The following is a 24,296-nucleotide window of genomic DNA, read 5'->3' on the forward strand; positions in this document are numbered from 1 at the left end:
CTATGGAAATAAACATAATAACGAAGATAATCTATGAAAAAGAAAAAACAATTATTTTGCTATGCAATCATCTGTTTGGTAATTACATATATATACTCATGTAAACAAATACAGAGAGAGCAGACCCAAATTGTTTCGGGCATAGTATGGAATGATACAGACGGCAATCCGATAAATGTTCATGGAGGAGGAATAATGTTCCACGATGGAACGTACTATTGGTACGGTGAATATAAAGGAGATAGTACCTATCGTCTCCACTGGGTTACAACATGGGAATGCTGGCGGGCCGATGCCGGAGGTGTTGCCTGTTATTCATCAAAAGACCTTGTAAACTGGAAATTCGAAGGAGTTGTATTGCCAAGTACACCGGAAGATACGACTTCGGATTTGCACCCCTCTCAGGTAATAGAGCGTCCTAAAGTCATTTACAATGATAAAACAAAGAAATTCGTTATGTGGATGCACATCGAAAGTCCCGACTACGAAAAAGCACATGCAGGGGTTGCTGTCAGTGATTCACCGACAGGTAAGTTTACTTATCTTGGATCTTTCAAACCGAATGGAGAGGATAGTCGCGATCAGACTATTTTTAAAGACGACGATGGCAAAGCGTATCATATCTACTCATCGGAATGGAACAAGACATTGTATATTGGATTATTGAATGATGAATATACACAGCATACAGGTAAATATACCCGTAATTTTATCGATCAGTCACGTGAGGCTCCAGCCATATTTAAACATAATAACAAATATTACCTGATAACTTCGGGGTGTACAGGTTGGGATCCGAATGTAGCCGAATGTGCTGTTGCCGATTCTATAATGGGAGAATGGAAAGTAATAGGGAATCCTTGTATTGGTCAGGATGCCGAAAGTACTTATTTTGCTCAAAGTACTTTTGTCCTTCCGGTTGCAGATAAAAAAGACACTTATATTGCTATGTTTGACCGGTGGAACAAAACAAACCTGATAGACTCCCGTTATATCTGGTTACCTCTTACATTCAAAGATGGAAAGCCGGTAATAGAATGGAAAGATAGTTGGTCTTTGGATTAAAAAATACTTGTAACATGAAGATATTAAAAACAGCTGTTTACTTACTTTTTCTTTTGGGCTATGTGCAGACTTCACTCTATGCCGGTAATTTGCCTGAATTTAAAAGTTCTCTGACCAGTGGGCTTAAACAACCATTTACAATCTATAATAATTGGTCGGCTTATGACGAACTGTCAGACAATATACCTCAAACAGAAGAACTATGTATGAAAATGCTGGATAACGTTATCCGGCTAAAAAAACAAGGCGTTCAGATAGATTGTTATATGATGGATGCATTTTGGTTCGATGTAGATGGAGGTTACAGAACATGGAATAAAAAGAACTGGCACAATGGCCCGGATAACTGGTTGAAAAAATGCAAAGAAAATAATATCATTCCGGGACTTTGGTTTTCGACAAACCTTATTCAAAGCGGAGGTTCGCCGATGTTGAATTTTATATCCGAATGGGAAGGATCACAAACCTCGGATGGAGCAATTCTAAGCCTATTTGAAGGAGGATATCTTGACCATTTGATAGAAACACTGCAGATATATGCAGATAAAGGATTCGGTGTATTTAAGTTCGATTTTGCCTACTTCAACGCTGCATCCGATTATGCAAAAAGCTCGATGCTTCCGGCAGATATAGAAGAAGCGAATAAACGAGTTTTTATACAAGCAATTAAGAAGTTCAGAGCAAAAAATCCGAACGTAATATTTATTGGTTATAATGGATTTGGCCGTGATATGGAAAATACAGTAACACCTTTTCGTAAAACAGTCGATCCCAGATGGCTCGAAATATTTGACACCTTATATTCAGGCGATCCTCGCTTTTCAGATGTACCGATGATGAATGTCTGGCGTTCGCAGGATATGTATAGCGACCATATGGTGCAGCAATTCGCATTCAACGGCTTGCCATTACAGCGTATAGACAACTGTTCGTTTATGATAGGCGAAACAGGTACATGCTATAACAGAGGTATTGCTGCGTGGAAAAGTTCGCTCATATTGAATTTGGCACGTGGCGGATGGCTCAATGTTTATCATGGAAATATTGATCTGCTGAATAACGAAGATGCACAATGGTTTGCCAAAGTACAGAGAACCTATTTACAACTACAACAATTCGGACAGACATCTATCATTGGCGGTATTCCCGGCAAAGGCGAAGTATACGGATATAAAGCGGTTTCTTCGGATGGATGCCTGTTGACGATAATCAATCCGTCACAATCGTCGCAGGAAATAGAGTTACCTTCAAATTCTTATAATCAAGGACATATCTTATTTACAGACAAAGGATTTACACCAATATTGGATGGCAATAAACTGGTATTAGGTGGCGAACAAATGGCTGTAGTAGGATTTGGTAGATTTAATATGACTGGATATGATTGGGGAGAGGAAAGCGATGTGATAATACCACAAAGCATAGAGCCGATGAATGTGGATATTCAAATAAAAGATAATCATACAGCTCAAATTCAGATAAACAACACTACGGAAAGCCTACGTATTATTTTCAGCCAACTCGATGGATATGGTAAACCATTTCGTTCGTGGGGTGGAGCGCCTCCCGATGGAATTAAGATGGACGAGTTTCTGAAAATTACGGCTAAGCAAGGACAGAAAAATGTTCCCGTAAAAATCAATTATGATAAAATGATCTGGAGTGGACTTTCGTGGGGAGTCGGAGAAATCGATGTAAAAGATATAAATACGAAATCTCCATTAACTATTACATGCTGGTCGAAAGACGGGGATAGCAAAAACTTCAGAATCGAAGTTTATAATGTGACATATTAAAGGATATAAGATATGAAAAGTACAAAATTATTTATACTGTTTTTTCTTGTTTCGGTATTAGTTAATGCTCAGGATATAAAGCTGGCTGCAATATTTACCGACAATATGGTACTGCAACAACAAACACAGGCTCCTGTATGGGGGTGGGCGAAAGAAAAATCCAAAATCAACATTACAACTTCATGGGACGGAAAAGAGTATGAAACCGTTGCTGATAACAACGGTAAATGGAGAATTTCGGTAACAACCCCCATTGCAGGAGGCCCGTACACTATAGCTATAAATGGTTCTGAAAAAATTGAATTAAAGAATGTATTCATCGGTGAAGTATGGCTCGCCAGCGGACAGTCAAATATGAGCATGCGACTGAAGGGATATAAACATCAGCCTGTTACAGGTTCTACCGAAGCGATACTGAACTCGAAAGGGAAAAACGTACACTTTATAAATATTCCTGAATTGGCAGCTTACAGACCACAAGATGATGTTAAAGATGCCCGGTGGGAAACAGCATCTATATCCACAACCGGAGAATGTAGTGCTGTATGTTGGTTTTTCGCCGATTTGATAAATCAGCAACTGGATATACCGGTAGGTATAATCAATGCCAGCTATGGCGGTTCCAATGTAGAGGCATGGATGACAGATGTAGCTTGTAGCGAATTCAAAGATATAGAAGTCCCTCCCAAAAGTGACGAAACATCGCCATGGATAGGAAATGTAGCCACACTGTTATACAATGGCATGATACATCCGATAGAGGGATATGGGATTAAAGGTATGCTTTGGTATCAGGGAGAATCCAGTATTTTCAATGTTCCGCGCTATGCACCTTCCGTTGCTGCAATGGTGAAAGATTGGCGCAAAATATGGAAGCAAGGAGATTTTCCTTTCTACTTTGCACAGATTGCACCTTACGATTATAAAGAGTGGAATTTCTTCACTCCGCAATGGCCCGAAATATCGGCATATCAGCGCGAAGCACAGATGAAGACCCTATCGCTCATCCCCAATAGTGCGATGGCTGTAACATTAGATGTCGGTGAGGAATTTCAGATTCATCCTCCGCGCAAAAAGGAAGTAGGGCAACGTCTGGCCTTGCTGGCGCTGGCGAAAACATACGGGTTAACGGGTTTTGAATATGAAAGCCCTCAGTATGAACGTATGGAAGTAGACGGTGATAAGGCAATCGTTTATTTCTCTCAGCAGTTTATGGGATTAACCAGTCGAGGAAAAGAACTAACCCTCTTCGAAATAGCAGGAGAAAATAAAGTATTTGTAAAAGCCAAGGCTTATATCGATGAAGAAAAAAGTGCCGTAGTTGTATCCAGCCATTTGGTGAAAGAGCCGAAGGCCGTACGTTATGCTTTCAGAGACTATGTTTCTGCAGAGTTGTTCGGGACAGGCGGCCTTCCTGTTTCATCATTCAGAACAGACAATTGGGAATAGAATTAATAGAAAATAAAATATACAGTGTTATGAAAAACATTCTTAGAGCAATAACTTTGGCTATAATCGTATTATCGACGGCATGTAGCCAGCCGAAAACGACAGCCAACTATTATTTCGATGCTGACAATGGTAATGACTCGAATACGGGAACTACTCCTTCTCAAGCATTCAAAAGCCTAAGCAAATTAAACGATCTGGTAGTTAAAGGAGGCGACAGTATCTTGCTTAGATCCGGCAGCATATTTACTGAAAAATTTTACTTTTCAGGCAAAGGAGAACCGGGCAGACCGATAGTAATCGGAAAATACGGAGGGGAAGCAATGCCCCATCTGAAAGGAGATGCTTCGCATTTGGAAATGATGCATATTTATAACTCCGAGCATATTGTGGTTCGTGATATAGAGATTTCGAATAAAGGAGAAAAAATCCGACCGCGTCTGAGTGGCTTGTTTGTCGAGATCTATAATTATGGCAAGGCGCAGGATATTACTATCGACAATCTTTTTATCCATGATGTATATGGTTCATTGATCAAAGGAGAAGGACACGAGCATGAAGATGCCGGAGGGGGGCAAGCCATGATGTTGAGAAATTTCAGAGACGACAATACTGACTCTATTCCTTCTTACTTCGATGGATTATTGGTTCAGAACTGTCTGATTAAAGATTCGCAACGAAACGGTATCATTATGTGGGGTAACTGGATAAGAAAAGCATGGCTACCGAACCTGAACGTCGTAATCCGCAACAATGTACTGGATGGTATACCCGGAGATGGTATTGTACCTACCGCGTGCGATGGCGCATTGGTCGAATATAATGTAATGAAAAATTGCCCTGCTACATTACCTGTCACCGAAGCCTGCGATGGTATCTGGCCTTTCTCTAGTGATAATACCATTGTACAATACAATGTTGTGAGTGGTCATAAATCGCAAACAGATGGTTACGGTTTCGATTCGGACTACAATAGCAAGAATTCTTTATTCCAATATAATCTCAGTGATAACAGCGAAGGAGGGTTCCTGTTGTTATGTAATTCGGGAGGATGGCCCGAAGACTGGAGTGCCGGAAATCAGGGAACCATAGTAAAGTATAATATTAGTATAAATGACGGAATCAGAAAACATATAGTAAAAGAGAAGAAAACCGATTTTTATTCGCCTGTTATCCATATCACAGGGCCTACCCAAAACAGTATGATAGAAAAGAACATATTCTATATCTGTAAAAAAGAATTACCGGGAATGGATAAACGCCTTGTACATTCCGACGATTGGAGAGGGTATGCCGATAGTACCTATTTCAGAAACAATTACATTTTTGTAGAAGAACCTACAATCGCTTTTGATGCAACCAGGTCTACAAATAATTTTATAGAAAATAACTACTATGTAGGACCTTTACAATACACAGGCAACGGTTTCAATAAGTACGAAGGCAAATTCGATAAAGCTATGTGGTATGATGCTAGCGATGAAAACTGGAACAAACTCATCGAATTTGTAAAGGATAAAAAAGTGCTGCTGAACGGGAAAGAAGTTCCGGTACTTGATGTAATCGGATATAACTGATATGATATGAAAGGGCAATATAATCTACTATTGGTACTAATCATAGCTTTAGGATTAAGTGCCTGTGATAGGGAGTCAGCTAACGTTGTTACTTTAAATGTATATCCTGATAGCATTATCAACGATGTATCTATCCATCCTATTGGTATAAATGTAAATTACTTTATGGACGGCGGACGTTTTCCCAATTCTGAACAACCGGTTATAAAATCGTTGCAGGATATGAAAGTGAAATATTTGCGTTATCCGGGAGGAGAAAAGTCCGATTTGTATATGTTTGCTCCTTCTCCATACGAGAAGTCACAGCCGACAGTATCCCGTACAATCGGACTTGAAGATTATCCCGGAATGTTTTCAGAGGAAGGCGAACTGTTATTTGATCCACTTGACTTTGATGAATTTATGCAGATATGCGATTCTGTCGGAGCCGAACCGATAATTGTAGTTGCAGCCGACCGCTATCTGATGCCGGCAGAGAAAGGTAAGCGTCCGGCAAAAAGAGCCGAACTGATAAAACATGCGGCCGAATGGGTTCGGTATGCCAATATAAAAAAGAAATATAGAGTCCAATATTGGATGATAGGTAACGAGAGTTGGAATAAGAATAATATAAATTCCACAGCCGATATTTATGCACAGGATGTAATTGACTTTTCTAAAGCTATGAAAGCTGTAGACCCTTCTATTCTGGTGATACCCAATGGTGATAATGAAGAATTTTTCAAGACAGTGATAACTAAAGCAGGTAATTATATAGATCGGCTGTGTGTTAGCAACTATGGTGTTTTCTCCTTCGACAATGGATACCAGTCGTATAGCGATTCTGTAAAGTGCTTGATTTGGCCGGCACAAACAGCATTGAATGCGATGAACAAATATGCAACAAAAGAGCAATTGAGCCACTGGAAAATGATTGTAGCCGAATATGGCACTATAGATTGGTTTAACAAGTGGAAAGGAAACAATGACATGGGGCATGCCATCGTTGCTTTCGATATGACGGGGCAACTATTGATGCAACCGCAGATAGAATTTTCATGCTTTTGGAATACACGTTGGATAGAGAATGAATCGAATCTCAGAGACCATGATGCACTGGATAAGGACGGAAACCTGACGCCTACCGGCACTGCATTAAAAATATGGGGTAATTTTCTGGGTAAACAAATGGTGAAGAGTGAATCGTGTGACTCTATTCTCACATACTCAAGTATCGATAGGGAACGTAATTCGTTGTTCGTTTATATAGTAAATAAAAGAGGTAACGTGTCAAGAGTGAAGTTGAATCTCTCAAACCAGAAAAATGGATCACTGTCTCAGGCATGGGAATATTTCGGAAAAACACCGGAAGACCTTAATCCTGTATGGCAGAAAAAGGAAGATACAGATAAATATATCGACCTGAAAGGATATTCGATAACAGTACTGGAATACAGGCTAAATCTTAATTAACATAATGAGTAATAGATATTAAGAAAAGGATAACTAACTTGCATAAAACATAGACACACTATGTATCTTTTTCATTCTTCCTATATGAAACGAATCTTACCCATATTATTTGTTATACTCTCTGCTGTATCCGTACAGTCGCAGGAATATACTCATTACACTACCATCGACGGATTGTCAGGTACTGATGTGACGGCAATATGTGAAAATGAAAATTTCCTTTGGATAGCAACAAATGACGGGTTAAATCGTTTCGATGGGCGGGAGTTTAAAGTATATAGAAATGACAATACCTCGGCAAACAGTATATCTGAGAATAATATAGAGACACTGATGTTTGATTCACAAGGATTTCTTTGGATTGGATTCAAAACGGGGGGGGTAGATATCTTTAACCCCCGGAAGAATAAATTTATACATATCAGTGACGTTATAAAAGATTATCCCCAGCGGGTAATATGTATTTATGAAGATTCGAAAAAGAATATCTGGCTGGGTACATGGGAAGATGGCCTGTATCAATTGACCCCGACTAATGAAGGCGATTTGTCATACCATGTATCTAAGCACTATCCTAAAAATATAGTATCAAGTATTGTCGAAAAACCAAAGGGCAAGTTATGGATTGGAACTTATTATGGCTTTTTTCTCTATGATATAGAAAACAAAAGAGATGTTCCACTGAAAGAGAATTATTATGCTGTTACTCAATTTCTGGATACAGGAGAAAAAAACAGCCTCTGGTTTTCTGTTTGGACAAATGGATTGTATAAACTCGAGTGGGACGAAAAAACTTTCCGTACCAAAGAGACGTCTATGACAAAAAATATGGAAGATGTTTACCGTATTTTTCCAGCTACCGACAATAAACTTTATCTCGGGACTTGGGGTAACGGCGTAAAGGTTACTCAGATGTTATCTGATGCTTATCCAGAGTCTCTGCAAATTGATGCTCCGGTTATATTATCATTTTATAGAGACCGGCATCGTAGATTTTGGGTAGGAACATACGGTACAGGATTATTCCGGTTGAATGATAAAAGCAGAGGAATAACAAATCTTTCACCCATTAATACAAATGGGCTTTCGGCTGCATATTCATTACGTTATTTTGGTTCTGGCCAATTATTGATAGGGACTCAGGGCGATGGTCTTTATTTATATGATATAAAGAATCATAACTTACGCCCCCAGTTTATAAAAAACACAGGTAGTTTGTTCCACAAATATATCTTGTCTCTTTATAGAGATAATGAAGTCCTAATTGTAGGGAATGATGATACTGGGCTGCAATATGCACCTCTAAAAGGAACTGATAATACAAATTTTACATTACGGACTTATCATGTAGACAAAAATTTTGGAAAAGTAACGGCAATCTTCAAAAGTAGTAATTCCACCTTCTGGATAGGAACTAAACAGTATGGGTTAGTCTCAATGAAATATGATCCGGCAAAAGAGAACTTCACCAATTATATTCATTACGACTCATTTGGCATGGATGAAATTACAGGCTTTTCGGAAACTATAGACGGACAGATATGGGTATCTTCACATAGTGGTATATACTTATTCGATCCTGTAACGAATAAGGTACAGAAGTATAATAATGCTTCTGAAATGATATACAGTTTAGCTGATGACCAAAAGAATAAGTGCCTATGGTTGGGAACATCAGGAGGATTGAGAAAATTAAGCTATACAGGTGATAACAAAATAGAAAATCCTTTTTCCTCGGAAGTATTGCCCGACGGAGCCATACGCGATGTTATATTAGACACTTACAATAATTTATGGTTTTCGGCATCGAACCGTATATTTTGTTATACAGATAGTTCGCGAGAGTTAAAAGAAATAAACCCGGGTACACCTAACCAGCAATTATTGTTTTCCACAACACGCTGCGAAACCGGAGGTAAACAGTATGTTATATTCGGGGGGACAAATAGCATATTGCTAATAGACCCACAGGTAGTATTGAATCAGCCGGAGCATACTAAGATTTTACTCACCGAGCTACAAATAGACCATCAAACCGTGGATGTGGGAGAAAAGATATATGGTAAAATTGTATTGAACGAAGATACAGAATATATAAACTCGATAACCTTGTCATATCTCTGTAAATGGATTAGCTTGTCTTTTACAGAAGTGGGATGGGACAATTACTACAATAGCTATCAGTATCAAATAAAGGGATTTAGCGACGATTGGCAATATCTGGATATAACAAAGCCAATAACATTTTCGCAATTACCTCCCGGAAACTATACTTTACAAATCCGATTGAACAACACTTCGTTAAACGATAAGAATGAACCATTGTGGAGCCTGCATATTGCAATTACCCCTCCATGGTGGCAAACAGGTACTTTTTATTTAGTTCTATCCTTAGCAATATTCATGATTCTGCTCAGCTTGTTCTTTATAATAAAAAATTACTACAAAAAGCGTCAATTGCAAAAGCTGGGAGAAATAGAAAAGAAGAAAAAAGAAGAACTTCTTCAAGAAAAAGAAAGCTTTTTTGCAGGATTATCGCACGATTTGCTAACTCCATTTTCGTTGATTATAGCTCCTGTAAGTGATATGATGAGAGATGAGACAATGAATGAGGAACAACACGAAAAACTGGAAATTATATCCAAAAACGCCACATTTTTGTCCGATGTGTTCAGTACAATATTAGATTTCAAAAGAGCCGAACAGATAGATACAGAGATAAAAGAGAAGAATATAGAGCTGGTATCGTTCGTTAATATTATAGTCAATGCCTTTGATTATCTGGCAAAGTCGGATAAAATAAAGTTGTCTTACCATTCCGCTATACCTAATTTATATATATCGATCGATAGTATAAAATTGGAACGTATTCTCTATAATTTGATTAGTAATGCTCTGAAATTCACAAAAGAAGAAGGGGAGGTAGATGTACTGTTGGACTATGATGAAGTTGCAGAAGTTTTTTACTTGAAAGTAAAAGATACAGGGATAGGCATCAGGCAACAGAATCAGGAAAAAGTATTTGAGAAATTCTATCGGGAAGATAAAGACAGCGACACTCAAGGGCTTGGACTCGGTTTATATAGTACCCGAAAATTTCTACATATGATGGGTGGTGAAGTACATATTGAATCTATTCCGGAAAAAGGAACTGCTTTCACAATAAATCTTCCGGCTAAAAGAATCAACGAGCCGAAGCCAATATTAGATATAAAGGAAACTGTTGATACTGATGGTTTATTCACAATTTTACTTGTGGAAGATAATACACAATTACGTGATTATCTGAGAAAAAAATTAGCTGTCCACTTCGAGGTGGCTGTTGCTTCTAATGGGGCTGAGGCGCTGGATTTTATTAAAAGTAATCTACCCGAAATAGTTGTCTCAGATGTTGTGATGCCTGAGATGGATGGCCTCACTCTCTGCTCAATAATAAAGAATACGCCGATGTATTCCGAAGTATTTGTAATATTATTATCTGCAAGATCCTCGTCGGAAGATGAAATGCAAGGGTATAAAGCCGGAGCAGATTTCTATATCAAAAAACCATTTGACCCCGAAATACTGATCAAGCAAATGGTGAATGTGTATGCTACCCGCCAACAGCGAAGGAAACAAATAATTACAGACTTATTATCGCCTCAGAATGATAGTGCTAAATCTCACCCCAAAGATGATTTTTTGGGGAAAGCTGTAAAAATAATTGAAGAGCATATAATGGACGAAAATTTCAAAATAGATGAGTTTGCCGCCGAAATGAATTTGAGTAAAACTGTATTACACCGCAAATTTAAACTGATTGTAGGAGAAACACCCAATATTTTTATCAGAAACATTCGTTTGCACAAGGCTGCCAATATGTTGAAAGAAACGGATCTTTCGATATCAGAAATCGGCTATTTAACAGGTTTTAGCCAAGCTCATTATTTCATTAAGTGTTTTAAGGAACTGTATCAGTATACACCGAAAAATTTTAGAGTAAAAAATAAAACTGGGGATACCCATACAGAGACAAATGAAAGTAATTGAAAAACTTAATCCACACGATTAAAATAGCGAAGAATATATGAAACCTCTTTCTTTTTAACTAAAATATAATCTAACTAATATAATCAAGAAAGTAAATGAATACCCGGAAAACACTTAGATTACTCTTTTTTTTATGCATGTTTTCATGTATAAAGCCATATTTATATTCACAACAACTCAATTATGATAAGGAAGTAGAAAGTCTTCTGTCGAAAATGACTTTAGATGAGAAGATAGGGCAGATGAATCAACTGAACTTTTATGAACTAAATGACGAACTGATCGAAAAAGTAAAAAGGGGTGAAACCGGTTCTTTACTGAATACGACAGATCCGAAAACCGTAAATTTGTTGCAAAAAGCGGCCGTAGAAAGCAGGTTGGGAATACCATTACTTATTGCCCGAGACGTTATACATGGTTATAAGACTATATTTCCAATACCTTTGGGGCAAGCCGCTTCGTTTGATCCGCAAATAGCAGAGACAGGAGCCCGTATAGCTGCTATAGAGGCATCCGAAACAGGAATCAGATGGACATTTGCTCCAATGATCGACGTTGTACGAGATGCAAGATGGGGCAGAATTGCCGAAAGCCCCGGAGAAGACCCCTATCTGACAGCTATAATGGGAGAAGCAATGGTCAGGGGTTTCCAAGGCACAGATCTGACAAATCCAACATCAATAGCTGCATGTGCCAAGCATTTCGTAGGTTATGGAGCATCCGAAGGCGGGCGTGACTATAATAGTACAAGCATTACACCTCACACTCTCAAAAACGTGTATTTGCCTCCTTTCCAGAAAGCAATCGATGCGGGTCTGGCTACTGTAATGACTTCGTTTAATGATAATGATGGAATTCCTTCCTCCGGCAATAAATATTTACTCAAAAATATTTTGCGTGAACAAATGGGTTTCAATGGCCTCATTGTCTCAGATTGGAATTCGGTAGGGGAAATGATCACTCACGGATTTGCAGCGGAAGGTAAAGATGCTGCAATGTTGTCAGCAAATGCAGGTCTTGATATGGAGATGAATACAGAACTATATGCAAAACATCTGAAACATCTGGTAGAGGAAGGTAAAGTATCGGTAACAGATATCGACAACTCGGTGCGCTATATATTAAAACTTAAATACCGGTTAGGCTTATTCTCAAAACCATATGTAGATGTAAACCAACCGACAACAATTTATTCGGATGAACATTTACAGGCGGCAAAAGATGCTGCTCTCAGATCGGCGGTATTACTAAAGAATGAGAATGTTTTACCTCTGAAAGAAACTCAGAAAATTGCATTTATCGGTCCTATGGCTGATGCTCCACACGATCAGTTAGGTACTTGGATCTTTGATGGAGAAGATTCGCACACAGTAACTCCAATAGGAGCATTAAAAAGCGGTGAAGAATATAAGAGTCTGAAATTCGATTATGAGCCAATTCTTCGGTCTTCTACAGATACAGACACATCTAACTTCTCTAAAATACAAGAGATTGTAAAAAAATCAGATGTTGCCGTTGTCTTTTTGGGAGAAGAATCCCGATTATCCGGAGAAGCTCATTCTTTATCCAATATTAATCTGATAGGCGTTCAATCTGAACTGCTCAAAGAAGTGAAAAAAGCAGGTAAGCCAGTTGTACTTGTTATTATGGCAGGCAGGCCTTTGACTATAGAACGAGATCTGCCATACGCTGATGCTGTGCTATATAATTTTCATCCGGGAACAATGGGAGGGCCGGCTATCCTCGATTTGCTATTCGGTAAAGCTAACCCAAGCGGGAAACTACCGGTGACATTTGTGAGAGAAGTTGGTCAAATACCTTTATACTACAATCATAACAATACCGGACGACCTGCCCCGGATAATGCGAAAACATTGTATACTGATGAAACGAATACAAAACAAACATCGGTGGGTGACGTATCCTTCTATCTGGACTCAGGCAAAGAACCTTTATATCCATTCGGATATGGTTTATCATATAGCAAGTTTGAATACTCGGACTTGACTCTTTCTTCAAAAGTGATGGAAATGAGTGATACTCTTGTTGTGAGTGCCATACTAAAGAACACCAGTAATATTGAGGGTACAGAAGTTGTTCAGCTGTATATCAGAGACCTTGTAGGTTCGATAATTCGTCCGGTAAAAGAGCTGAAAGGATTTCAGCGAGTGAGTCTTAAGGGAGGAGAAAGTAAGACAGTCAGATTTACTTTATCAGCTGAAGATCTCTCTTTTTACGGTATGGATATGACTAAAAGAGCAGAACCCGGTTATTTCAATGTTTGGGTAGGAGGAAGCAGTAAGGCCGAATTAAGCGAGACCTTTTTATTGCAATAGGAGTTAATAATAACAGATAAGAACGCCTGGATCTTTACGATCCGGGCGTTTTTATTATATAGCTTAATTGTACTCAGTTGCACCTAATGAAACACGATCGGTTTCAATATAAAAAAACCGGGGAAGTTATAATCCCCGGAATAAAAAATTAATTTTTGAGTGTTTGGTAATGTAAAAAAAATAGTAAAAAACTAACAATGAAAATGGTATATTACTTCTTTGATGATATATTTTGCTTTGCTTGTTTTATAGCGCTTCGTTACCATTTTTTAAGTTGGCTTCTGTCAGTTTTTCGATTTTTAAGCTTCTCGCAAATGAGGTTCAACTAATATCCGAAGAATAATATTAAAACTCTGAGTCTGCTAAATAGTTCCGAGTTAATTGGTATGAAGTATTTTCTTCTTTTTAATAGCTTTTTTCTTCATACGGTTAGTTTCATACAAATGGATTCCTACTATTGCTACAGCTACAGCTGCCAATCCTGCCAAAAAATATAATAAAGGGTACAAATGCATAATATATAAGTGTTTAGTTAGACAATATAGAATATAATAGAAAAAAAATTCCGTTAAGAAAGTGTGATGATCTTTCGACCAGTAATAATCAGTTATATTCTAATTTTGAAAAGAGGGAGAACAATACCAATGTATTGATTGATAACCTCGAACACTTACAAAAATATAAAGTAGAAGAGAGTAATGCTAATAATTTAAGGTTATCTATGATATTATATTATATATTGCTATAATAAATCTATATAATAGCCAAATGTTAAATAAATTTTTACAAAAAATAAGAGGAATCGACTGTCGGAAAAACTAAAAATATTAAACATTGTGCTTTAAAGAAACAAGTCAAATCCTTCGATATATTTGGTCGGTTCAAATTCTATAATTTCATAATCGGCTATTTCGTACTTATAAAAAGGGTCTTCTTTTATAAGAACCTGAACTTGTTCGATATTTTCTGCCCGACAAAAAATAATACCCCCGATACGAGGATTTCTACGTCCGGATACAATGAAATTTCCGAGATTATAGTTTTTATCCAAATAGTTTTTATGAGCGTCTAAATGGTTTTCAACCTCACTTAATGCCTTTTTGTAAGAAAGAATAAGGATATACATAATTTGCTGTTAATTAGTTCGTACTCGTATTTGCATGAATTAATTCCAGTGTATAACTGTCGCAAAGGGATACAAAGAATGATTGCTATAATTGTTGTTCTTTTATTATTTTTTTCTTCTTCAATATGCTTGAAAAATTTTCATCCTTCCTGTTCCTTATTGTTTTTAGTAATTTATAAATATAAGATTTTTTTTACGTCAATAAGAAAGCTCGAATTTTATTTAAGAATTGAAGATACAGATATCCAGATCATAAATCATATCTTTGGCTTATTACGTAATATTAATATATTTCAACTTGATTAAAGTTATTTCAGTTATGGATTTACAATTAAGGGCTTACTGAAATATTCGGCAACGATCGAGATTAAATATGGTTTATATTAATACAATAAGGAAGATAGAAGTGGTATTGAAAATGAAAAATATTATAGGCAATATGAAATCGTCATATCCGATTTCTGATGAAACCATAAGAGAGTTGGAAAACTGTGTCACTTTTTGTCATTTCCCTAAAAGACACCAGTTGATAAAGGCAGATATATTCTGCAAATATGCCTATTTTATAGAAAAGGGATTGACCCGTTCATTTTGGTTAGTGGATGGCGAAGAAATCACCACATCATTTGCGGGTGAAGGAAGTATAGTATTCAGTATGGACGAACTATATTATAAAAAAGTGAGTGAGGAATATGTTGAAGCATTAGAATATGTGGAAGTTTACAGAATACTATTGAGTGACTTGACCCGTCTTTTCGAAACGAATATTGAATTGAGTAACTGGGGTAGAATTATCCATCAGAATGAATACAGACGCTTGCACCGTAGCCATAAGGAACGTCTGACCTTACCTGCCAAAGAAAGGTATGAGGCATTCAAAGAACAGTTTCCGGATGTATGTCAGCGAACAAATCTAAGATATATTGCGTCTTATCTGGGGATTACACTTTCGACTCTCAGCCGGCTTCGAGCTAATGAATAATTTCAGGTATGATCGGCAATTTTGATTTAGGACAAATTTTTATAGATAAATATGCTGTAAATTTGACCTATTGTTAATTTCAAATAAAAAATTAATACCAATGTCACAATTAACAGCTTCCAGAGCTGCATTTCCGGACACGAAACCACATTATAATATACTTGACGGATTACGCGGAGTCGCGGCTATCACCGTTGTCTGTTTTCATATATTTGAAGCTTTTGCAACAAGCCATTTAGATCAGCGTATCAATCACGGTTATCTGGCAGTTGATTTTTTCTTTATCCTATCCGGATTTGTTGTAGGATATGCTTATGACGACCGTTGGGGGAAAATGAATACAAAAGACTTTATTAAGCGTCGTATTATACGTCTACACCCGATGGTTGTAATGGGAGCTATCATAGGAGCTATCATGTTTTACACCCAAGGTTGCTCGGTATGGGATGTTTCGGTAGTACCAGTTCTAGCTTTATTTATCGCCACATTTCTGAATATGTTGTTGATTCCGGCCACTACCGGAACTGAAATCCGCGGAGTAGGGGAAATGTTCCCTTTAAATGGGCCAAGCTGGTCTTTGTTTTTCGAATACATTGGCAATATCCTTTATGCGTTATTTATTCGTAGACTTCCTAGTAAAGCCCTAGCGGTTTTGGTCTTTCTTACCGGCTGCGGCTTGGCTGCGTTTGCCATATTTGGACCGTTAGGTGATTTATGTGTGGGGTATTCGCTGACTGGGACTGAGTTTACCGGAGGGTCATTGCGCTTATTGTTCTCATTTTCTGCAGGATTGTTACTTTCCCGTGTCTTCAGGCCGGCTAAAATTAAAGGTGCTTTTTGGATATGCAGTTTGGCTATAGTTGCCCTTCTGGCTGTACCACGCATTGGTGGAGCCGAACATTTATGGATGAACGGAATATATGATACATTGTGTTGTATTGCTTTTTTTCCGCTTCTGGTCTATCTAGGAGCTTCTGGTAAAAGTACCGATAAGTATACGACTCGCGTATGCAAGTTTTTGGGAGATATTTCCTATCCTTTGTATATGGTACATTATCCTTTTATCTATCTGTATTTCGCTTGGGTGAAGAACAATGATCTCACATTTGAAGAATCGTTTCCCGGAGCGGCAGCAGTAGTTGTTGGAAGTATTATTTTAGCTTATATCTGTCTGAAAATTTATGATATACCCGTGCGAAGATACCTGGCAAACCGATTTCTAAAGCCAAGAAATAGTATAAATAATTAAGTATAGATAGCACATCTTAAAGATGTATTAATAGTAGATTCTGAAACCATAAAATTATATATAAGATTAGACCTTTATAATAAAACTGCGATATTATGAAATTTGAGCCTACATTTGATTATGGCAAAACAGACTTGAGTAAAGAGGAAAACCAGGTCTTGTGGAAGTTTGGTGAACTAGTAAAAAATCTTATTACAATAGCGAGCAACGCAGATAAACAAATATATATTATAGGGATGGGACTCGTCACTGATGAAATGGCGTTAGATTTTGAGTCATATTTTACATTGTCATATAAGCAATACTTAAACCTTCAGCTGTTAAATAAAGAAGCCTTTAACGAATTGCTTTTACTTGATAATTTCTTTGAAGAGCGTAGTGGGGATAAAGATCCTGATTTTTGGGATGAATCATTATTAGGCACAAATAATGATTGGAACATTGTAAGACAAAATGCAAAATCTATTCTATTGTTTATGGGTATGGATAATTTAGATATCGAATGTACTCATCATAATATACAAGATAAAGGAATAATTATAGGTCAACATACTATAACTCGATTAATAAGAAAAGCCTGACAGATTTCTCTATCAGGCTTTTCAAGTACCCAGACCCGGGATCGAACCGGGATGGAAGTGAATCCACTGGTGTTTGAGACCAGCGCGTCTACCAATTCCGCCATCTGGGCGATTTTTGTGAGTGCAAAGATAGATATATTTTTGAAATATCAATTGATTTTTGAGTTTTTTGAAAAAACTTCTTAAATTTTTTTCTCGCTATAAAATATATTACATTTGTTTTCGTCTTTATTTAGTAGTATATTCAATGTAAAAATCAGAACATGAACAATAATAATTATTGCGTAATAATGAGCGGTGGAATAGGAAGTCGTTTCTGGCCTTTTAGCCGTGAAGCTAAGCCTAAGCAGTTTTTGGATTTCTTTGGTACCGGACGCTCTTTACTACAGCTGACAGTAGACCGTTTCAAGAAGATACTTCCGATCGAGAATATATATATTGTAACAAATGAAGCGTATGCGGAATTGACAAAACAAGAGATTCCGGAATTGAAGTCCAGTCAGGTTTTGTTAGAGCCTTTAAGGCGTAATACTGCACCTTGTATTGCTTATGCCGCTTATCATATCAAGAAGATGAATCCTGATGCGAATATAGTGGTAGCACCTGCCGATCATTTAATCTTGAAAGAGGATGAGTTTGCTTCTGTTATAAAGCAAGCATTGGAGTTTGTATCCAGAAATCCTATACTTTTGACATTGGGAATAAAACCAAACAGACCGGAAACCGGATATGGATATATTCAGATTGATGAGGATAAAGTGGACGGTATCAATAAAGTAAAAGTATTTACCGAGAAGCCTAATTACGAATTAGCCAAAATATTTTACGAAAGCGGCGAGTTTCTATGGAACTCAGGTTTGTTTATATGGAATGTGGACACAATACTTAGAGCTTTCCATGATTATCTGCCCGAAATCTCTAATGTATTTGATCAGGGTGTAGATATATATTGCACACCCGAAGAACAAGGCTTTATCAATGAGCAATATGCCTACTGTCCTAATATTTCTATTGATTATGGAATTATGGAAAAGGCTAGTAATGTGTGTGTGCTGGGAGCGGACTTCGGATGGTCTGATTTAGGTACCTGGGGATCTTTACATGATATCTCAGAAAAAGATGAGGAAGCTAACGTAACATTGAAGTGCGAAACTATGTTTTTCGACAGTTCCGAAAATATAGTCGCTATGCCCGAAGGTAAATTGGCTGTAATTCAGGGGTTACATGATTATATTGTGGCTGAATCCGATGGAATATTGTTGATTTGTAAGAAATCTGATGAACAGAGTATCAAGCAGTTCGTTGCAGATACCAAGCTTAAATATAACGACAGATACATTTAAGACTACTAAGTCGATAATTAAATACGAGTAAAAGTGGCTTTAACGGTCACTTTTTTTAAATTAATCGGTCTATGACTCGAATATCAATAATTACTGTAAATAGAAACAATGCCGAAGGCTTAGAGAAGACTATTATTAGTGTAATCTCCCAGACCTATACTAATTACGAGTTTATCGTAATAGATGGAGCATCTACAGACAGGAGCCGGGAGGTTATATCTAAATACGGATCAAATATTCATTATTGGGTGAGTGAGCCTGATTCAGGTATATTCAATGCTATGAATAAAGGAATAGAGAAGGTTACAGGTGATTATTGTTATTTTTTGAATTCTGCTGATGCATTTGCGTCGAATACCGTGCTTGAAGATATTTTCGGGAGCCGTCAATATTCAGCACCCTTTATAAACGGTAATCAATTAAACAACTTCGGAACATACAGGCAACGGGTACCTTGTCTAAACAGGCCTCTCACTTTGTTCGATTTTTATTGGGGCACGATAAAGCATCAGGCTACATTTATTCGCAAAGATTTGTTCGATACCTATGGGCTTTATGATGAAACGCTCAAAATCATAGCAGACTGGAAGTTTTTTCTTCAGACAATAGGTTTGCATAATGAGCAACCCGACTTTGTAGATATAGATATTGTAGACTTTGAATGGAATGGGATGAGTACTAATCCTGAATTTGAAGAGAAGCATCGCCTTGAGAGAAATAAGGTATTAGACGATTGTATACCTGCGTCTATACAGGCTGATTATGTTCATTTGCGAGAAATGAGCAATTACCGGTATATCAGTGATGCTATGAAAAAGAATAAAATACTGGATAAAATAATAAGAGGGCTGGTCAAAATATTGAACTAGTCACCTAATAAAATTATTCAGAAAGGTTTCAGTATACCTTTTTCGTCAATGGAAATACTAAATAAAGCGAAATCGTATTTAATAGGGTCTTCGGGGTCTAATAACCTTAAATTTTCGGTGAGTTCTACGGCGGCTTGCCAGTCAGGCTTATCTCTTTTAAGCAATCCTAGTTTTTTAGCAGTGCGTTCCACATGTAGATCTAAAGGGCATATCAGGTCTTTGGGGCTTAAGGCAGACCATATCCCGAAATCGACACCCCGTTTATCATTACGGATCATCCATCGGAGATACATATTCAGGCGTTTACATGCCGATTTTCGTTTTGGGTCGGGTATATGTTTCCGGGTTCTTGATGGTGCATCCTCTAAAGAAAAGAAATAGCTACTGAAATAGTTTAGCCCTTCTTCTACACTCATATCTTCATGAGGGAAGAAAGCCGATTCCAAAGACGGGTGATTTTTGTAATGAGATTTAAAAAATTCGATACAATACAATAAGTCCGTGTCATTAAAAGTGCGATGTTTAAATCCTAGTAGATTCTGTAAATCGGAAGTTTGGTGTTCTGTTATGAATTGATATGGGCTATTGTCCATTCTTTCAGATAGTTCAATGCATTTGTTTATTATTGTTTTTCTTTGTCCCCATGCGAAGATTGCCGCAAAAAAGCCGATAATCTCAATGTCTTCTTTTCGTGTAAACCGATGAGGTACAGATATAGGGTCATCTTTGATAAAATCGGGACAATTATACAGATCCGCCTTTTGATTCAGAAAATCCTTAAGATTACTAAAATTTACGGTATTCATCTTTATTTATTGTGGTTTTATGTATAGCTTTACAGAACCGGTAAGATTGTTTTTGTGTTATAAAAGTAAACAATAATAATATATAATTAATCATGAAAGCCAAGAGAAAGATTTTAATTAACTCAATGCTGGTTGCTTTGTTTGCAATCATTCTTGTGTCATGTAGCAGTAAGTTAACCCCGTTATCTTCATCATTATTTTCGGTGTCTCCTTCTCCAATGGAAGTACAAGGCACTAAAATACCTGTGACAGTAAATGGAAGGTTCCCTGAAAACTGGTTCAATAAAAATGCAGAAGTCACAGTCACCCCGATTCTTAAAACAGGCAACTCCGAAAAGTACGGAACATCTGTTACTTATCAGGGAGAGAGCGTAGCCGGAAACGGAATAGTTATTCCTCAAAAACAAGGAGGAGCCTTTACTATTAAATCTGAGTTCGATTATGAAGACGGAATGACAAATCCAGAACTATATTTGAGATTTACATCCCGTATCAAAAATAAAACAGTAGAATTGCCGGATGTAAAAGTCGCAGAAGGTTTGATCACTACTGTTACTTTAGCCAATGCTTATACAAATACACCGTCAGAAGCTCCGGATGATTTTCAGAAGTTAATAAAGGAGTCATACGATGCGAATATATTATTCTTGATTCAGCAGGCACAACTCAGATCAAGTGAATTGAATTCTTCAAACTTGGCTGCGTGGAAAAATCTGGTGAAAAGTGCAGACGAAAATAATAAACAAAAAGTAAATGTAGAAGTACAAGCTTATGCTTCTCCGGATGGAGGTTACAAGTTAAATGAAAAACTGGCTGGAGAACGCGAAAAAAATACGTCAGAGTATCTTGAAAAAGAGTTTGACAAACAAAATATAAACACTAACATCTATGCAAACTATACAGCCCAAGACTGGGAAGGTTTCAAGAAACTGGTAGAGGCATCTAGTTTGCAGGATAAAGACTTAGTGTTGCGTGTATTGTCTATGTATAACGATCCGGCAGACAGAGAGCGTGAGATCAAAAATATATCTATCGTTTACAAAGATTTGGCAGAAACGATCCTACCTCAATTACGCCGCTCGCGTTTAGTTGCTAATATTGAAACTATCGGAAAAACTGATGCTGAGCTGTTACAAGCTGTAAGCACAAACCCTTCAAGCTTGAATATTAATGAACTATTATATACCGCAAATCTACCGGGAGCGCCGGCTGAGAAAATATATAATGTAGTTACTCAAAAGTATCCAAACGATTATAGGGGCTGGAACAATCTGGGAGCATATTATTATTCTCACGGACAGGTTGATGCTGCTAAACAAGCTTTTGCAAAAGCACAACAGTTAGATAGTAGGGCTGCAGAGCCTAGTGTGAACTTAGGGCTGTTGGCTTTAGCTGATAACGACGTTCCGAAAGCAGAGCAATTGATCGGTTCGGCATCTAATGCTAATACAGCCAGTGAAGCATTAGGACTTCTTTATCTTAAAAAAGGAGATTATTCGAGAGCTGTGCAATCATTCGGTAATACAAAATCGAACAATGCGGCATTGGCTCAAATTCTGACAAAAAATTACTCTCAGGCAGAACAAACGCTTAGTGGGGTAGAGAATAAGGATGCTACCACATCTTACCTGAAAGCTATAGTTGCAGCACGTACAAATGATGCTAGTGGAGTAGCTTCGGCGTTGAATGATGCATTCAGTGCAGATCCTTCGCTAAGGCAACGTGCTTCTTCAGATATGGAGTTTGCAAAATTCGCTAATAATGCAGTTGTCTCGGGACTGTTGAAATAAAGTTTGACAAATAAATCAATAAGAAAGCAGATTGCCTATACATGGGTAATCTGCTTCCTTGTTTATGTGTCAATAAGATTTTAAATCGGTCAGTAAAACTGTTTTTATTACCTAAATATTACGTATTTTTGCTATGCAAATTTTTGTCAGTGTACTTTTTATAACTGTAAGATATTAGATATAATGGGAATAAAACAACCAAAAGCGATTTTTTTTGATATTGACGGCACATTGGTGAGTTTCAAAACACATCAGATTCCGGAATCGACGATACATGCAATAGATGAACTTCGGAAAAAAGGAATAAAAGTATTTATTGCAACAGGGCGTTCACGCCTTGTAACAGATAATCTGGGTGATATAGAGTTTGATGGCTATGTAACCGTTAATGGAGGATATTGTACGACAGAAAAAGGTGAAGTGATTTATAAAAATGCAGTACCTCAGGAAGATTTAAAAGCTTTGGTAGAATATCAAAAGAAGGAAGCATTCCCCTGTATCTTTGTAAGGGAGCATGATATGTTTCTGAATTTTGTTAATGAAGATGTCGAAACTATATTAAAGCTACTGGATTTTCCGACCCTGCCGATTAAGGATAATGAAGAGGCTCTGAACGGAGAAATCCTTCAATTGGTTGCTTTTCTGAATAAAGATGAAGAAGAACGTATAATGCCCGAAATATTACCCGGTTGCGATTCAGCCCGTTGGCATCCTCTGTTTACAGATGCACTGGCCAGAGGGAATAGTAAGCAAACAGGTATAGATCAGATATTGAAATATTATAATATAGATTTGAGTGAAACTATGGCCTTTGGAGACGGAGGAAATGATATTCCGATGTTGAAACATGTAGCGACAAGTGTAGCCATGGGAAATGCCGAAGATGAAGTGAAGGCCGTAGCCGACTATGTAACAACAGCAGTTGATGATGACGGTATATTTAATGCTTTAAGGCACTTTGGCATTATTTAAAATAATTAAGAGAAATAATCGATAAACAAAATAGGCTGGAAGCCCGAAATAGAACCCGAAAATGAAAATACTTATACTTGGAGCCGGAAAGATGGGATCTTTCTTTTCCGATGTGTTGAGTTCCGATCACGAGGTCGCATTGTTTGATACAGACCCCAACAGACTAAAATTCACATACAATGTGATACGCCTCAGTGATCCGAATGAGATTAGAACTTTCGATCCTGAACTAGTAATCAATGCCGTTACGGTAAAATATACAATAGAGGCATTCAAATCGATTCTGCCATACATTAGCGACACATGTATAGTGTCTGATATTGCTTCTGTTAAAACAGGGTTACAAGACTTTTACGCATCGCTGAAGCAGCCTTTTGCTTCCTCACACCCGATGTTTGGACCTACTTTTGCTGATCTGAGAAACCTTACGACACAGAGCGCCATAGTTATATCAGAATCGTCTGAAATAGGGAAGAAGTTTTTCTTGGACTTGTATCGCAGCCTGAGTCTACAGGTGTTCGAATATACTTTCGATGAGCATGACGAAACGATAGCCTATTCATTATCTATTCCTTTTGCTTCTACTTTGGTCTTTGCTTCTGTAATGAAACATCAGGAGGCGCCGGGTACAACTTTTAAGCGTCATATGGATATTGCGAAGGGGTTGTTATCTGAAGATGATTATCTGTTGACAGAGGTTCTTTTTAATCCTTATACCCCTAATCAAGTAGAGCAGATCAGGGCAGAACTGGCTCATTTGCTAACCATAATAGAAAAGAAGGATACTCCGGCAATGAAAGAGTTCCTGACGAAAGTGAGAAAAAATATAGAGTAGTATCAATCTTATATATAAATAAAGGGAGGCAAAAGATTA

Annotated in this window: 18 protein-coding genes and 1 tRNA gene; 15 read left to right on the forward strand and 4 right to left on the reverse strand. The window is 37.5% G+C overall.

The features are described 5' to 3' along the window. Positions 1-33: 33 nt before the first annotated feature. The 7 genes from BUC12_RS05835 (at position 34) to bglX (ending at position 13,704) form a co-directional block, all read left to right on the forward strand. Positions 34-1,065, forward strand: a complete 1,032-nt coding sequence (locus BUC12_RS05835) for a glycoside hydrolase family 43 protein (protein ID WP_062177167.1) — start codon at positions 34-36, stop codon at positions 1,063-1,065. A gap of 14 nt (positions 1,066-1,079) precedes the next feature. Beyond that, positions 1,080-2,861 carry an alpha-galactosidase gene (locus tag BUC12_RS05840; RefSeq protein WP_236689367.1) on the forward strand — a complete coding sequence of 594 codons (1,782 nt, stop codon included), beginning with the start codon at positions 1,080-1,082 and terminating at the stop codon, positions 2,859-2,861. Positions 2,862-2,873: 12 nt separating this feature from the next. Continuing rightward, positions 2,874-4,310 (forward strand): sialate O-acetylesterase, encoded by a 1,437-nt coding sequence (locus BUC12_RS05845; RefSeq protein WP_062177170.1) that lies wholly within the window; start codon positions 2,874-2,876, stop codon positions 4,308-4,310. Positions 4,311-4,339: 29 nt separating this feature from the next. Then, entirely contained in the window at positions 4,340-5,887 is a 1,548-nt protein-coding gene (locus tag BUC12_RS05850; RefSeq protein ID WP_062177805.1) for a right-handed parallel beta-helix repeat-containing protein, read from the forward strand. A 6-nt stretch (positions 5,888-5,893) separates the two neighbouring features. Beyond that, positions 5,894-7,339 carry a hypothetical protein gene (locus BUC12_RS05855; RefSeq protein WP_062177174.1) on the forward strand — a complete coding sequence of 482 codons (1,446 nt, stop codon included), beginning with the start codon at positions 5,894-5,896 and terminating at the stop codon, positions 7,337-7,339. Positions 7,340-7,423: 84 nt separating this feature from the next. Beyond that, on the forward strand, positions 7,424-11,368 hold the full coding sequence (locus tag BUC12_RS05860) for a hybrid sensor histidine kinase/response regulator transcription factor (protein WP_070808564.1): 3,945 nt from the start codon (positions 7,424-7,426) through the stop codon (positions 11,366-11,368). 137 nt (positions 11,369-11,505) lie between these two features. Continuing rightward, positions 11,506-13,704, forward strand: coding sequence for a beta-glucosidase BglX (bglX, locus tag BUC12_RS05865; protein WP_062177181.1), 2,199 nt, complete (start codon positions 11,506-11,508; stop codon positions 13,702-13,704). A 377-nt stretch (positions 13,705-14,081) separates the two neighbouring features. Here the strand turns inward: bglX and BUC12_RS20000 are convergent, their stop codons facing one another. Next, a complete protein-coding gene (locus tag BUC12_RS20000) occupies positions 14,082-14,219 on the reverse strand; it encodes a hypothetical protein (protein WP_157257501.1) in 138 nt (45 codons plus the stop codon). Between the two features lie 326 nt (positions 14,220-14,545). Beyond that, a complete protein-coding gene (locus tag BUC12_RS05870) occupies positions 14,546-14,830 on the reverse strand; it encodes a YciI family protein (protein ID WP_062177184.1) in 285 nt (94 codons plus the stop codon). 418 nt (positions 14,831-15,248) lie between these two features. On the opposite strand from BUC12_RS05870, the gene BUC12_RS05875 reads away from it, so the two are divergent. The 3 genes from BUC12_RS05875 (at position 15,249) to BUC12_RS05885 (ending at position 17,642) form a co-directional block, all read left to right on the forward strand. Further along, positions 15,249-15,812 carry a Crp/Fnr family transcriptional regulator gene (locus BUC12_RS05875; protein ID WP_062177808.1) on the forward strand — a complete coding sequence of 188 codons (564 nt, stop codon included), beginning with the start codon at positions 15,249-15,251 and terminating at the stop codon, positions 15,810-15,812. Between the two features lie 100 nt (positions 15,813-15,912). Beyond that, complete coding sequence (locus tag BUC12_RS05880) at positions 15,913-17,061, forward strand: acyltransferase family protein (RefSeq protein ID WP_062177188.1); 1,149 nt, start codon at positions 15,913-15,915, stop codon at positions 17,059-17,061. Positions 17,062-17,156: 95 nt separating this feature from the next. Next, a complete protein-coding gene (locus BUC12_RS05885) occupies positions 17,157-17,642 on the forward strand; it encodes a hypothetical protein (RefSeq protein ID WP_062177192.1) in 486 nt (161 codons plus the stop codon). A gap of 26 nt (positions 17,643-17,668) precedes the next feature. Here the strand turns inward: BUC12_RS05885 and BUC12_RS05890 are convergent. After that, positions 17,669-17,752, reverse strand: a tRNA-Leu gene (locus BUC12_RS05890). Positions 17,753-17,905: 153 nt separating this feature from the next. Between BUC12_RS05890 and BUC12_RS05895 the strand changes: the two genes are divergently transcribed. Both BUC12_RS05895 and BUC12_RS05900 read left to right on the forward strand, forming a co-directional pair. Further along, a complete protein-coding gene (locus BUC12_RS05895; RefSeq protein ID WP_062177194.1) occupies positions 17,906-18,985 on the forward strand; it encodes a mannose-1-phosphate guanylyltransferase in 1,080 nt (359 codons plus the stop codon). 71 nt (positions 18,986-19,056) lie between these two features. Continuing rightward, positions 19,057-19,854, forward strand: coding sequence for a glycosyltransferase family 2 protein (locus BUC12_RS05900; protein ID WP_062177197.1), 798 nt, complete (start codon positions 19,057-19,059; stop codon positions 19,852-19,854). Positions 19,855-19,871: 17 nt separating this feature from the next. Here the strand turns inward: BUC12_RS05900 and BUC12_RS05905 are convergent, their stop codons facing one another. After that, complete coding sequence (locus BUC12_RS05905) at positions 19,872-20,660, reverse strand: TIGR02757 family protein (RefSeq protein WP_062177200.1); 789 nt, start codon at positions 20,658-20,660, stop codon at positions 19,872-19,874. A gap of 92 nt (positions 20,661-20,752) precedes the next feature. Between BUC12_RS05905 and BUC12_RS05910 the strand changes: the two genes are divergently transcribed. From BUC12_RS05910 to BUC12_RS05920, 3 genes are all read left to right on the forward strand, one after another. Next, the gene (locus BUC12_RS05910) at positions 20,753-22,450 is read left to right on the forward strand and encodes a tetratricopeptide repeat protein (RefSeq protein ID WP_062177215.1); all 1,698 of its coding nucleotides are present in this window, start codon (positions 20,753-20,755) and stop codon (positions 22,448-22,450) included. Between the two features lie 183 nt (positions 22,451-22,633). Continuing rightward, positions 22,634-23,422, forward strand: a complete 789-nt coding sequence (locus BUC12_RS05915; protein WP_062177218.1) for a Cof-type HAD-IIB family hydrolase — start codon at positions 22,634-22,636, stop codon at positions 23,420-23,422. 61 nt (positions 23,423-23,483) lie between these two features. Continuing rightward, positions 23,484-24,257, forward strand: coding sequence for a prephenate dehydrogenase/arogenate dehydrogenase family protein (locus BUC12_RS05920; RefSeq protein ID WP_062177221.1), 774 nt, complete (start codon positions 23,484-23,486; stop codon positions 24,255-24,257). Positions 24,258-24,296: the final 39 nt, after the last annotated feature.

It is taken from the genome of Indolivaga macrotermitis (assembly GCF_900128985.1).
Classification (GTDB): Bacteria; Bacteroidota; Bacteroidia; order Bacteroidales; family Dysgonomonadaceae; genus Dysgonomonas_A; species Dysgonomonas_A macrotermitis.

Excerpts from the sequence above, each read along its gene's own strand:
- BUC12_RS05835 (WP_062177167.1), top strand. The coding sequence starts at position 34 with ATGAAAAAGAAAAAACAATTATTTTGCTATGCAATCATCTGTTTGGTA.
- BUC12_RS05840 (WP_236689367.1), top strand. The coding sequence starts at position 1,080 with ATGAAGATATTAAAAACAGCTGTTTACTTACTTTTTCTTTTGGGCTAT.
- BUC12_RS05845 (WP_062177170.1), top strand. The coding sequence starts at position 2,874 with ATGAAAAGTACAAAATTATTTATACTGTTTTTTCTTGTTTCGGTATTA.
- BUC12_RS05850 (WP_062177805.1), top strand. The coding sequence starts at position 4,340 with ATGAAAAACATTCTTAGAGCAATAACTTTGGCTATAATCGTATTATCG.
- BUC12_RS05855 (WP_062177174.1), top strand. The coding sequence starts at position 5,894 with ATGAAAGGGCAATATAATCTACTATTGGTACTAATCATAGCTTTAGGA.
- BUC12_RS05860 (WP_070808564.1), top strand. The coding sequence starts at position 7,424 with ATGAAACGAATCTTACCCATATTATTTGTTATACTCTCTGCTGTATCC.
- bglX (WP_062177181.1), top strand. The coding sequence starts at position 11,506 with ATGTTTTCATGTATAAAGCCATATTTATATTCACAACAACTCAATTAT.
- BUC12_RS20000 (WP_157257501.1), bottom strand. The coding sequence starts at position 14,219 with ATGCATTTGTACCCTTTATTATATTTTTTGGCAGGATTGGCAGCTGTA.
- BUC12_RS05870 (WP_062177184.1), bottom strand. The coding sequence starts at position 14,830 with ATGTATATCCTTATTCTTTCTTACAAAAAGGCATTAAGTGAGGTTGAA.
- BUC12_RS05875 (WP_062177808.1), top strand. The coding sequence starts at position 15,249 with ATGAAAAATATTATAGGCAATATGAAATCGTCATATCCGATTTCTGAT.
- BUC12_RS05880 (WP_062177188.1), top strand. The coding sequence starts at position 15,913 with ATGTCACAATTAACAGCTTCCAGAGCTGCATTTCCGGACACGAAACCA.
- BUC12_RS05885 (WP_062177192.1), top strand. The coding sequence starts at position 17,157 with ATGAAATTTGAGCCTACATTTGATTATGGCAAAACAGACTTGAGTAAA.
- BUC12_RS05895 (WP_062177194.1), top strand. The coding sequence starts at position 17,906 with ATGAACAATAATAATTATTGCGTAATAATGAGCGGTGGAATAGGAAGT.
- BUC12_RS05900 (WP_062177197.1), top strand. The coding sequence starts at position 19,057 with ATGACTCGAATATCAATAATTACTGTAAATAGAAACAATGCCGAAGGC.
- BUC12_RS05905 (WP_062177200.1), bottom strand. The coding sequence starts at position 20,660 with ATGAATACCGTAAATTTTAGTAATCTTAAGGATTTTCTGAATCAAAAG.
- BUC12_RS05910 (WP_062177215.1), top strand. The coding sequence starts at position 20,753 with ATGAAAGCCAAGAGAAAGATTTTAATTAACTCAATGCTGGTTGCTTTG.
- BUC12_RS05915 (WP_062177218.1), top strand. The coding sequence starts at position 22,634 with ATGGGAATAAAACAACCAAAAGCGATTTTTTTTGATATTGACGGCACA.
- BUC12_RS05920 (WP_062177221.1), top strand. The coding sequence starts at position 23,484 with ATGAAAATACTTATACTTGGAGCCGGAAAGATGGGATCTTTCTTTTCC.